The sequence below is a fragment of the Polaromonas sp. CF318 genome, from assembly GCF_000282655.1.
GTDB lineage: Bacteria > Pseudomonadota > Gammaproteobacteria > Burkholderiales > Burkholderiaceae_C > Polaromonas.
Genome location: NZ_AKIV01000055.1, coordinates 23,680 through 35,000, shown reverse-complemented (window position 1 = coordinate 35,000; position 11,321 = coordinate 23,680). Strand labels below are relative to the sequence as shown.

Sequence of the window (11,321 nt, the reverse complement as noted above, 5' to 3'; positions counted from 1 at the left end):
GGTGAACTGAAACATCTCAGTAGCTCGAGGAAAATACATCAACCGAGATTCCGAAAGTAGTGGCGAGCGAAATCGGAGAAGCCTGTTAGTGATAGCAAGACTCTTAGCAGAACAGCCTGGAAAGGTTGGCCATAGCGGGTGATAGCCCCGTATGCAAAAAGAGACTTGTGGTACTGAGCTAACGACAAGTAGGGCGGGACACGAGAAATCCTGTCTGAATATGGGGGGACCATCCTCCAAGGCTAAATACTCATCATTGACCGATAGTGAACTAGTACCGTGAGGGAAAGGCGAAAAGAACCCCGGGAGGGGAGTGAAATAGATCCTGAAACCGTGTGCTTACAAAAAGTAGGAGCCTCGTAAGGGGTGACTGCGTACCTTTTGTATAATGGGTCAGCGACTTACATTCAGTGGCAAGGTTAACCGAATAGGGTAGCCGTAGAGAAATCGAGTCCGAATAGGGCGATCAGTCGCTGGGTGTAGACCCGAAACCAAGTGAGCTATCCATGGCCAGGATGAAGGTGCGGTAACACGCACTGGAGGTCCGAACCGACTAGTGTTGCAAAACTAGCGGATGAGCTGTGGATAGGGGTGAAAGGCTAAACAAACTTGGAAATAGCTGGTTCTCTCCGAAAACTATTTAGGTAGTGCCTCAAGTATTACCATCGGGGGTAGAGCACTGTTTTGGCTAGGGGGTCATGGCGACTTACCAAACCAATGCAAACTCCGAATACCGATGAGTACAGCTTGGGAGACAGAGCACCGGGTGCTAACGTCCGGACTCAAGAGGGAAACAACCCAGACCGCCAGCTAAGGTCCCTAAAATTGGCTAAGTGGGAAACGAAGTGGGAAGGCTATAACAGTCAGGATGTTGGCTTAGAAGCAGCCATCATTTAAAGAAAGCGTAATAGCTCACTGATCGAGTCGTCCTGCGCGGAAGATGTAACGGGGCTAAGCCAGTTACCGAAGCTGCGGATTTGCAATTTATTGCAAGTGGTAGGAGAGCGTTCTGTAAGCCTGTGAAGGTGGTGGTGTAAACCCTGCTGGAGGTATCAGAAGTGCGAATGCTGACATGAGTAGCGTTAAAGGGGGTGAAAAGCCCCCTCGCCGTAAGCGCAAGGTTTTCTACGCAACGTTCATCGGCGTAGAGTGAGTCGGCCCCTAAGGCGAGGCAGAGATGCGTAGCTGATGGGAAACAGGTCAATATTCCTGTACCGATGTGTAGTGCGATGTGGGGACGGAGAAGGTTAACTCAGCCAACTGTTGGATATGTTGGTTCAAGCCTGTAGTCGTGCCTGGTAGGTAAATCCGCCGGGCTTAGATGAGGGGTGATAACGAGTCTGCTTGCAGACGAAGTGAGTGATACCCTGCTTCCAGGAAAAGCCACTAAGCTTCAGCTACACACGACCGTACCGCAAACCGACACTGGTGCGCGAGATGAGTATTCTAAGGCGCTTGAGAGAACTCAGGAGAAGGAACTCGGCAAATTGACACCGTAACTTCGGAAGAAGGTGTGCCTTTAGTAGGTGAACCATTTACTTGGGGAGCCCAATGAGGTTGCAAAAAATCGGTGGCTGCAACTGTTTATTAAAAACACAGCACTCTGCTAAGACGAAAGTCGACGTATAGGGTGTGACGCCTGCCCGGTGCTGGAAGATTAAATGATGGGGTGCAAGCTCTTGATTGAAGTCCCAGTAAACGGCGGCCGTAACTATAACGGTCCTAAGGTAGCGAAATTCCTTGTCGGGTAAGTTCCGACCTGCACGAATGGCGTAATGATGGCCACACTGTCTCCTCCTGAGACTCAGCGAAGTTGAAATGTTTGTGATGATGCAATCTCCCCGCGGAAAGACGGAAAGACCCCATGAACCTTTACTGTAGCTTTGTATTGGACTTTGAACAGATCTGTGTAGGATAGGTGGGAGGCTTTGAAGTGTGGTCGCTAGATCGCATGGAGCCAACGTTGAAATACCACCCTGGTGTGTTTGAGGTTCTAACCTAGGTCCATTATCTGGATCGGGGACAGTGCATGGTAGGCAGTTTGACTGGGGCGGTCTCCTCCCAAAGTGTAACGGAGGAGTTCGAAGGTACGCTAGGTACGGTCGGACATCGTGCTAATAGTGCAATGGCATAAGCGTGCTTAACTGCGAGACTGACAAGTCGAGCAGATGCGAAAGCAGGACATAGTGATCCGGTGGTTCTGTATGGAAGGGCCATCGCTCAACGGATAAAAGGTACTCTGGGGATAACAGGCTGATACCGCCCAAGAGTTCATATCGACGGCGGTGTTTGGCACCTCGATGTCGGCTCATCTCATCCTGGGGCTGTAGCCGGTCCCAAGGGTATGGCTGTTCGCCATTTAAAGAGGTACGTGAGCTGGGTTTAAAACGTCGTGAGACAGTTTGGTCCCTATCTTCCGTGGGCGCTGCAGATTTGAGGAAGCCTGCTCCTAGTACGAGAGGACCGGAGTGGACGAACCTCTGGTGTATCGGTTGTCACGCCAGTGGCATTGCCGAGTAGCTAAGTTCGGAAGAGATAACCGCTGAAAGCATCTAAGCGGGAAACTCGTTTCAAGATTAGATCTGCCGGGGCCTTGAGCCCCCTAAAGAGTCGTTCAAGACCAGGACGTTGATAGGTCAGGTGTGGAAGCGCAGTAATGCGTTAAGCTAACTGATACTAATTGCTCGTGCGGCTTGACCCTATAACTTTGATTAATTCGAAGTTGTTATGCCAAGTTGACGCATTCAAAAAGCACAGCCCAGCAGCTGTGCGAATCTAAATACAAGCTGATTGGCTCTATGAATTCGATGGATTGTTCTTTGGACAATCTGTCAAAAAGTTATGCCTGATGACCATAGCAAGTTGGTACCACTCCTTCCCATCCCGAACAGGACAGTGAAACGACTTAGCGCCGATGATAGTGCGGATTCCCGTGTGAAAGTAGGACATCGTCAGGCTCTTACAGCAAGGAACGCCCGGTTGATTTTTGATCAGCCGGGCGTTTTCTTTTGTGTGCCCGGTATATAGCCTGGTGGCTGGAAATAAAAAAGCCCGCATGAATCCATGCGGGCTTTTTCGCTTGTGAGTTGAAACCAGGGCGCTAGAAAATGCCGGGACTGCAGGACGCAACGGCAAAGAAAACTCTCAACGACAAACCAGCGTTAACCAGGCCGGCTCAAACGTTCGCGATCCAGCTGCCGTCTCTTTGCGCCACGCCGGCCGCGACCAGCTCGGCACTGAGCTGCTCGATCCACGCGTGAGCGGGAACGTCGGCAAAAAACTTGCCTTTGATTTGCATGAAATACGGTGTTTCAATGGCCCACTGCGCAAACGCATCAAAATCCTGGCGCTGGGTTTCAAGCAATTTGAATTTCAGCAAGACTTTGGCGGCATGGTGAGCATGCCTGCTCGGGTTGCTGACAAACGAATCCAGGCGCTGGCGCGCGCGCTCCAGTACTTGCGGTGCGTACGCGAAGACGCGGCCATGTCCGGGAATAAGGGTTTTCGGATTCAACCGCTCTATCAAATCCAGCGTCGCGGCCACTTCCGAGAACGCATCCGCCCCTTCGAGCTCGGGAAACACCACACCAAATCCGTTTTCCCACAAGGCGTCAGCGGAAATAAGCACGCGGCGCCGCGGTTCGAAGAAGATCAGTGAGTGGGGGTCATGCCCAGGTGCAGCGTGAACCTCCCACATTTCCGTTCCAAACAGCACGGACCTCCCCGGCTGCAGCGCCCGCGTGAAGCCAAATTGCGGGCAAAGCTGCCCAGTCGGCAAATAAGTCAGTGCCACCGGGTCCCAATCAGCGACTTGTTGTGCGTGACCGGGAGGAATAAAGGTCCGGAGATCGAGATAACGCGCCTGCAAAGCCGCATTGCCGCCGCAGTGATCACTGTGCAAATGCGTGTTGATGAGAATATCGAGCGGCCGCGGGCCCAAGACGGACTCCACTAAGGCCAGCGTCTGCGGCGCATGCGTGCAATACCCGCTGTCGACCAATAGCGTCTCATCGCCGCCGGTGAACAAAATATTGTTGGCGGAGAGCCACCCGCGCTCGAAAACATGCAACCCGGGCGGCAAATCCGACGCGGCCATCAGCAGCTCCCAGCTAAAAGGTGCTCAGGCTGACGCGCGCAACTCACGCCTGAGGATTTTCCCGACATTGGTTTTAGGCAGGTCATCGCGAAATTCAATGTATTTGGGGCGCTTGTAGCCGGTGAGATGTTGCTTGCAATAGGCACTCACCTCATCTTCGGTCAGTGTAGGGTCATTCTTCACGACAAAAACCTTGATGGCCTCCCCTTGCTTGTCGTCAGCGATGCCGATGGCGGCGCATTCAACAACGCCGGGGCACAGGGAAATCACATTCTCAAGCTCATTGGGGAACACGTTGAAGCCCGACACGATGATCATGTCCTTCTTGCGGTCGATGATTTTGGTGTAGCCGCGTTCGTCCATGATGCCGATATCGCCGGTGCGCATAAAGCCGTCGGAAGTGAACGCCTTTTTGTTCTCCTCCGGTTGCTGGTAGTAGCCCGTCATGACCTGCGGGCCCTTGATGCAAATCTCCCCGGATTCGCCCAACGCAAGCGATTTCCCTTCATCGTCCTTGATCGCGACCTCGATGCTGGGCAAGGGCAGGCCTATGGTGCCGGTGAATTCCTTGTTGATCACCGGGTTGTTGGTGCCGATTGCGCAGGTCTCGCTCATGCCCCAGCCTTCGATCATGGGACAACCCGTCACCTGAAGCCAGTGTTTCGCCGTACCCTCGGATGCCGCCATGCCGCCCGCCTGGGAGACGCAGAGATTGGAAAAATCCACCGCCTTGAATTGCGGATGTTGAAGCAGCGCGTTGAACAACGTGTTGACCGCCGGCAACATATGGAAGGGCCGCTTCTTGAGAACTTCGATGAACTTCCCGAAGTCGCGCGGGTTGGGAATCAGCGTCAGGTGGGCACCCCAGCGGATGGTGAGCAGGCACAGCGTCAGCGCGAAGATATGGTACAGGGGCAAGGCCGCGATATTGTTGGTCTTGCTGACGTCTCCCACGCGTTTCAGGGCGGGGGTGAACCATGCTTCTGCCTGCAGGATTGCGGCGACGATGTTGCGATGTGTCAGCACCGCACCTTTCGACAGGCCGGTGGTCCCGCCGGTGTATTGCAGGAAGGCAATCGAATCCAGCGTGCTCTGTGCGGGCTTGAGCGCAAGGCGGCTACCCTCGGCAATCGCGCGATTGAACGTGGTGACGGTGCGTCCCTCGCTCAGAGGCAGTTTGTAGGCCGGCACCAGCTTGGCAAGATGGCGCACGGCAAAAGTGATCCATTGGCCGTACCAGAAGCCCAGCAGGTCGCCCATAGAGGCCACGACGACCTTCTTCACCGGCGTGCGTTCAATCACCTCCGCCAAGGTGACCGCGAAATTTTCCAGAATGACGATGGTCGTCGCGCCGGAGTCGCGCAGCTGGTGCTCCAGCTCTCGCGCGGTGTATAGCGGGTTGACGTTGACGCAGGTGTAACCCGCCCGCAGGATGGCTGCCATGGTGACGGCGAACTGCGGCACATTGGGCAACATGATGGCCACGCGGGCGCCGGGTTCCAGGCCAAGGCTCTGCAGCCAGGCACCCAATGACGACGAGAGCTCGTCGAGCTGCCCATAGCTCATCCAGCGGTCCATGCACACCGAGAACGGCTTGGCCGCATTCTTCTTGAAGGAATCCTCCAGCAGGTGGGTGAGCGAGCGGAACTGCTCGGTGTCGATCTCGTGCGATACGCCTTCGGGATAACTCTTGAGCCAATGCTTGTTCATACAAACTCCTTGCGGCTCATTGTGAAAGCCGCCCGGCGTAATCCGTATGGGGCTTGTCCTAATGCGAGCGCGATATCAGGGCCCGGCAGCGAGTAAATGGCCCAATCTGGTCTCGCAGGTGACAGCATCGTCCTCGAACAGCGAGTGGATCCACGCCGTCTCGCGGTCCTTGATGAGCCTGAGGAATTCATTCGCGCCGCGCATGGTGGCGAAGGCATCGAACCCGGTCTCCAGGAAATGTTGCAAGGAGTTCAGCCCGGCTGCGGCCGCCGGCCCGCGCATCATTTTGAGCAAGGTGCGAAGGCCGAACATCCGGGTCAGGCGGTCGAGTTCCTGCCCCAGATGCAGCACCACCTCCAGCTGCCGCTTGCGCGCGGCGATATCCCCCACGCGTCGCCAGCAGCGGATGTAGCGGGCGCATACATCGCCCTGGGGCATGTTCCCCGTGTCCGCCAGCCACTCGCGCGCCATCAGGTCGTCGAGTTGTTCCGTCAGCGCGTGCACTTCCGCCAGCGCGGCCGCGGTGTTGACCACTGGCTGCGGAAAAAGCTTGGCGATGGTGCCGGCGATGCGCGCGAACTGCTGGTCGCGTTCGGCATAGTCCTTGTCGCTATAGAGCTCCTGCAGGAAAAACGTGGCCGCGGTTTTATACCGGGGGCTGTGCAGCAGGTCGGAATAGGTGGCCTCAAAGCGGCGTGCCTGGAAGCGCTTGAGCTCGGCATTGGCCCGGGCCAGCGGCGCGTCGGCCCTGTGCTGCTGCCTGAGCTTCGCCACGGTCTCTAGTGCGTCATGTATTTGTTGAGCGGAGGCGTCCATACAAACCCGGAGTTTATCTAGGTACGGGCCCCTATTGAAACCTAAATGCGCGTGCGAAACTTCCAGCATGCAAAGAAGAACGCTCCTCAAGCTAGGCGCCGCGTCAGCCGCCGTGCTGCTGGTGGCCGGCGGCACGGCCGCGCTGCTGCAGCCAGGCCTGGCCGGCGGCGCGTTGAGTGCATCGGGGCGTGAGGTGTTTTCAGCCGTAGGCCGTGCCGTGCTCGACAAGACGCTGCCGGCCGATGAAGGTGCGCGGCAAATTGCATTGAACGGCTTGCTCAGCCGCGTCGACGTGCTGGTGCAGTCTTTACCGCCCCACGCGCAGGCCGAGCTGTCACAGTTACTGGCTCTGCTCGCCAGTGCCGCGGGCCGGCGTGCGCTGGCCGGTCTGAACCGGCCCTGGCAAGAAGCCTCCGTCGCCGACATCCAGCAGTCGCTTCAGGACATGCGCCTTTCCAGGCTGGCGCTGCGGCAGCAGGCCTATGCCGCCTTGCACGACATCACCGCGGGCGCGTATTTCTCCGATCCGGCAAGCTGGGCGCTGCTGGGATATCCCGGTCCCATGAAGATATAAAGACTCCGAAAGCAGCATGAGCCAACTGAAAGACCCGATCCGCGAAGGCCTCGCGCGCGGCTGGAAAGTGATGGGCGGCGCGTTGCCGCCGGCACCCGAAACACTCAGCTGCGATGTCGCCATCATTGGCAGCGGCGCCGGCGCCGGCGTCACGGCCGAACTGCTGGCCAAGGCCGGCCTGCAGGTGGTGATGGTTGAAGAGGGTCCGCTCAAAACCAGCAGCGACTTCAACCAGAAGGAATCCGAAGCCTATCCTTCGCTTTACCAGGAAAGCGCGGCGCGCAAGACTGAAGACAAGGCCATCAACATCCTGCAGGGACGCTGCGTTGGCGGCTCCACCACGGTGAACTGGACCAGCTCCTTCCGCACGCCGGGCTCCACGCTCAAATACTGGCAGGAGCGGTTCGGGCTGGATGGCTACACCACCGAAGTACTGGCGCCCTACTTTGCCGAAGCGGAGCAGCGCCTGAACATCACGCCCTGGCTCGTGCCCCCCAATGAGAACAACGACCTGCTGCGCCGGGGCGCGGCCAGGCTGGGGATTCCCGCTTCGGCCATTTCGCGCAATGTCAAAGGCTGCTGGAACCTCGGCTCCTGCGGCCTGGGTTGCCCGACCAATGCCAAGCAGTCCATGCTGGTCACCACCATTCCGGCGGCGCTCGACAGGGGCGCGCAGCTGCTGACCGAAACCCGCGCGGAACGCTTCGAACTGGCCAACGGCAGGGTCACGGCGCTCCTGTGCCGCAGCCTGGGCACATCCCCCGAGACGGCGAGCGGGGCCGTCAAGATCGTCGCCAAACACTATGTGCTCGCCGGCGGCGCCATCAATTCGCCGGCGGTGCTGCTGCGCTCGCAGGCGCCCGACCCGCATGGCGTGCTGGGCGCCCGGACCTTTCTGCATCCGGTGGTCATGTCCTCCAGCGTGTTCGAGCAAAAAGTGGAGGCCTGGAATGGCGCGCCCCAAACCATTTACTCCGATCATTTTCTGGAGACCCAGGCGATAGACGGTCCCATAGGCTACAAGCTCGAGGCTCCTCCGCTGCACCCGGTGATTTTTGCCTCGACCGTGCCGGGCTTCGGCCAGGGCCAGCACGACTTGCTCAAATCCTTCCCCTACAACCATACCCTGCTGGCGCTGCTGCGCGATGGTTTCCATGACGAATCAAGGGGCGGGCAGGTCAAGCTGCGCAGCGACAACTCTGCCGTGCTGGACTACCCGCTGACGGACTACGTCATGGAGGGCGGGCGCAGGGCACTGCTGTCGATGATGGAGATCCAGTTCGCGGCGGGCGCGAAACAGGTGCTGCCGCTGCACGAGATGGCCCAGTCCTACACGTCCTGGGCGCAGGCCCGCGATGCGGTCAAGGCCCTGCCCATGAAGCCTCTGCTGACCCGGGTGGTGAGCGCCCACGTCATGGGCGGCTGCGGCCTCGCCGGCACCGAACGCCAGGGCGTCACCCGGCCGGACGGTGTGCACTGGCAACTCGAGAACCTTTCCATCCACGACGGTTCGCTGTTCCCGACCAGCATAGGCGCGAATCCGCAACTGTCCATCTACGGCATGGTGAACCGCCTGGCGCAGGGCCTGGCCGCCAGGCTCTCGGGCCGTGGTGTCACACTGGCCTGAGATACTGCGGCTTGTTACCGCTTCCTTCTCCTTTGCCTGACCGATGCTGGCCCAACTACAAAGACTCATCACCCTGTCCCTGGTCGCTGCGGCCTTTGGCTGGCTGTTCTGGTTTCTCGGCGACTCCCCGTTTCTGGCCGTCGCGGGCTTTCTGGCCATCGCGCTGGGGTATACCGCTTTCCTGGCCCTCGAATTTGTCTTTCTTCACCACGTCAACAAACGGGACCCGGCGCCCCGGCCGAGCTGGAGAGAGCTGCTGCGCGCCTGGCAGGGGGAGACCGTGACGGCGCCGCGCGTGTTCTGCTGGCGCCAGCCTTTTCGCATGAACGCAGTGCCGGACCAGCTTGGCCCCGCCGCGGCCGTGCATGGGCGCCGCGGTGTGGTGTTTGTGCACGGCTTCTTCTGCAACCGCGGCTTGTGGACGCCCTGGCTGCGGCGCGTCCAGGCCGGCCGGCGGGCCTTTGTTGCCGTCAACCTCGAACCCGTGTTCGGCTCCATCGACGACTATGCACCGCAGATCGACGAGGCTGTCCGCCAGGTCACCGAAGCCACGGGGCTGCCGCCGCTGCTGGTGTGCCACAGCATGGGCGGGCTGGCCGCGCGGGCCTGGCTCAAGCGCATGCGGGCCGAGGCTCGGGTCTTCCATGTGGTCACCATAGGCACGCCGCACCGCGGGACCTGGCTGGCACGCTTCGGCCACGGCCACAACGGCCGCCAGATGCGGCTGCAGTCCGACTGGCAGGCGCAACTGGACCACGAGATGCCGGCCGACCGCCATGCGCTGTTTACCTGCTGGTACTCCAATTGCGACAACATCGTGTTCCCGACATCCACCGCCACCTTGCCGGGCGCCGACAATCGCCTGATCCGCGGCGCCGCCCACGTGCAGATGGCATTCCTGCCCGAGGTCATGGATGCCACCCTGGCCATGCTGGAGCGCGAACTGAGCTGAGCTGAGCTGCAGCGACGCCGGATTGCAGGAATTCGGCAATCCGGGCCAATTCATGTGAATTTCTCACAGGAATGACCCGGCATATTCACTATCTACATTGGGCCGGGCTTTTTATGCTCATCTTCATCTATTTGTAGGATGGAGCGCCTCCCGTGACCCTGTTTGCACAGCCCAATGCCGCCTTCCTGGAGGCCGCGCCTTCATTCCCCCTGGATGAAACCGATTCGGTGCCCGCCTTGCTCGCCTTTCTGGTGGACGAGCTCGCCCACGGTGTGCTTATCATCACCGCCCAGGGAAAGCTCCTGCATGTCAACCAGGCCGCCCGGCGCGAGCTTGACCGTGCCGTCGTGCTGGGTGCGGAGCGGGGCGAGTTGAAAGTCCTCATGCCGGCCGATGCCAAGGCCTTCCAGATCGCCCTGGGCAAGGCCATTGCGGGCAAGCGCGGCCTTATCAGGCTGGCGGGCGAGGGCGTGGATTTCACCCTGGCCCTGGTGCCGCTGCATCGCCAGATGGGCGTGCCCTGCGACCGGATCGCGCTGGTGCTGTCGCGCGTGGCCGTGAGCGAGTCCGGCGTGTTCGGCGCGTTTGCCCGCAACCACGGCCTCACCCACACGGAAGAGCAGGTACTGATCTTCCTGTGCCGTTGCCTGAGCACGCCCGAGATCGCCATCCAGATGAAAGTTGCGGTCTCCACCGTGCGCAGCCACGTGCGCAGCCTGTGCGCCAAAACCGCTTCCAGCGGTGTCCGGGAACTGGTCAATCGCGTGGCGATTTTGCCACCCATCGCCCCCTCGCCGGTCGGACAGATTCATTGATCGCCGCAGGGGGGCGGCAACGTGCTAGATTACGACTCATCATGAGTCCGCATACACCTCCCGAAGAAGATCTTTACGCCCACTTGACCCCCGAATTACGCGCACTCGCCATGCGCGGCGTGGTACGCACTTACCCCAAGAAGGCGGTCGTCATCAACGAAGGGGAAATCGGGGATAACCTTTACGTGCTGCTCAAGGGCAGCGTCAAGGTGTTTTCCATGGACGAAAGCGGCCGCGAAATCACTTACGGCCGGATTCACTCAGGCGATTATTTTGGCGAGATGTCGCTGGACGGTGGACCCCGCTCCGCCTCGGTCATCACCCTGGAGCCTTGCACCTGCGCTGTGCTCAGTCGTACCGAAGTGAGCGAACACTTGGTGTATGAGCCTGGATTCGCCATAAATTTGGTGGTTCAGGTCATACGCCGCGCGCGTGCCGCCACGGAAGCCGCCCGCAATATGGCGCTGCTCGACGTGTATGGGCGATTGATTGCCGTGCTGGAAGAGCACGACGACGTGACGACCCGCAATACCGCCGCCGGCCTGACGCTGGAGTCGATTACCCACCAGGACATCGCAAGCCGTGTCGGCGCCTCGCGCGAGATGGTCAGCCGCCTGCTCAAGGACCTTGAAAAGGGCGGCTACATCGAGATGGGCACCAAGCGCATCACGCTGCTCAAGAAGCTGCCCAGCCGCTGGTAGCGGCGGGGGGCGTCGGTCATTGTGGCCGAT

At 59.3% G+C, this 11,321-nt stretch carries 8 protein-coding genes and 2 rRNA genes (1 of these 10 running past the window's edge); 7 read left to right on the top strand and 3 right to left on the bottom strand.

Annotated features, from left to right (window positions below; translation table 11 throughout):
- Nucleotides 1-2,701: ribosomal RNA gene (locus PMI15_RS09590) — 23S ribosomal RNA — on the top strand; it begins 179 nt to the left of the window's first position.
- Between the two features lie 143 nt (nucleotides 2,702-2,844).
- Nucleotides 2,845-2,957, top strand: a 5S ribosomal RNA gene (gene rrf / locus PMI15_RS09585).
- A 218-nt stretch (nucleotides 2,958-3,175) separates the two neighbouring features.
- Here rrf and PMI15_RS09580 read toward each other — a convergent pair.
- The 3 genes from PMI15_RS09580 to PMI15_RS09570 form a co-directional block, all read right to left on the bottom strand.
- The gene (locus PMI15_RS09580; protein ID WP_007867356.1) at nucleotides 3,176-4,096 is read right to left on the bottom strand and encodes an MBL fold metallo-hydrolase; all 921 of its coding nucleotides are present in this window, start codon (nucleotides 4,094-4,096) and stop codon (nucleotides 3,176-3,178) included.
- A gap of 24 nt (nucleotides 4,097-4,120) precedes the next feature.
- Nucleotides 4,121-5,806, bottom strand: a complete 1,686-nt coding sequence (locus PMI15_RS09575) for an AMP-binding protein (protein WP_007867354.1) — start codon at nucleotides 5,804-5,806, stop codon at nucleotides 4,121-4,123.
- A gap of 75 nt (nucleotides 5,807-5,881) precedes the next feature.
- Nucleotides 5,882-6,622, bottom strand: coding sequence for a hypothetical protein (locus PMI15_RS09570; RefSeq protein ID WP_007867352.1), 741 nt, complete (start codon nucleotides 6,620-6,622; stop codon nucleotides 5,882-5,884).
- Between the two features lie 67 nt (nucleotides 6,623-6,689).
- Between PMI15_RS09570 and PMI15_RS09565 the strand changes: the two genes are divergently transcribed.
- The 5 genes from PMI15_RS09565 to PMI15_RS09545 all read left to right on the top strand — a co-directional run bounded on the left by PMI15_RS09565 (nucleotide 6,690) and on the right by PMI15_RS09545 (nucleotide 11,291).
- On the top strand, nucleotides 6,690-7,196 hold the full coding sequence (locus PMI15_RS09565; RefSeq protein WP_007867350.1) for a hypothetical protein: 507 nt from the start codon (nucleotides 6,690-6,692) through the stop codon (nucleotides 7,194-7,196).
- A 16-nt stretch (nucleotides 7,197-7,212) separates the two neighbouring features.
- The gene (locus PMI15_RS09560) at nucleotides 7,213-8,823 is read left to right on the top strand and encodes a GMC family oxidoreductase (protein ID WP_007867348.1); all 1,611 of its coding nucleotides are present in this window, start codon (nucleotides 7,213-7,215) and stop codon (nucleotides 8,821-8,823) included.
- A 43-nt stretch (nucleotides 8,824-8,866) separates the two neighbouring features.
- Nucleotides 8,867-9,775 (top strand): triacylglycerol lipase, encoded by a 909-nt coding sequence (locus tag PMI15_RS09555; protein WP_007867345.1) that lies wholly within the window; start codon nucleotides 8,867-8,869, stop codon nucleotides 9,773-9,775.
- Nucleotides 9,776-9,927: 152 nt separating this feature from the next.
- Nucleotides 9,928-10,590, top strand: a complete 663-nt coding sequence (locus PMI15_RS09550; RefSeq protein WP_007867343.1) for a helix-turn-helix transcriptional regulator — start codon at nucleotides 9,928-9,930, stop codon at nucleotides 10,588-10,590.
- A 41-nt stretch (nucleotides 10,591-10,631) separates the two neighbouring features.
- Nucleotides 10,632-11,291, top strand: a complete 660-nt coding sequence (locus PMI15_RS09545; protein WP_051001947.1) for a Crp/Fnr family transcriptional regulator — start codon at nucleotides 10,632-10,634, stop codon at nucleotides 11,289-11,291.
- Nucleotides 11,292-11,321 lie beyond the last annotated feature (30 nt).

Excerpts from the sequence above, each read along its gene's own strand:
- PMI15_RS09560 (WP_007867348.1), top strand. The coding sequence starts at position 7,213 with ATGAGCCAACTGAAAGACCCGATCCGCGAAGGCCTCGCGCGCGGCTGG.
- PMI15_RS09565 (WP_007867350.1), top strand. The coding sequence starts at position 6,690 with ATGCAAAGAAGAACGCTCCTCAAGCTAGGCGCCGCGTCAGCCGCCGTG.
- PMI15_RS09545 (WP_051001947.1), top strand. The coding sequence starts at position 10,632 with ATGAGTCCGCATACACCTCCCGAAGAAGATCTTTACGCCCACTTGACC.
- PMI15_RS09580 (WP_007867356.1), bottom strand. The coding sequence starts at position 4,096 with ATGGCCGCGTCGGATTTGCCGCCCGGGTTGCATGTTTTCGAGCGCGGG.
- PMI15_RS09575 (WP_007867354.1), bottom strand. The coding sequence starts at position 5,806 with ATGAACAAGCATTGGCTCAAGAGTTATCCCGAAGGCGTATCGCACGAG.
- PMI15_RS09555 (WP_007867345.1), top strand. The coding sequence starts at position 8,867 with ATGCTGGCCCAACTACAAAGACTCATCACCCTGTCCCTGGTCGCTGCG.
- PMI15_RS09570 (WP_007867352.1), bottom strand. The coding sequence starts at position 6,622 with ATGGACGCCTCCGCTCAACAAATACATGACGCACTAGAGACCGTGGCG.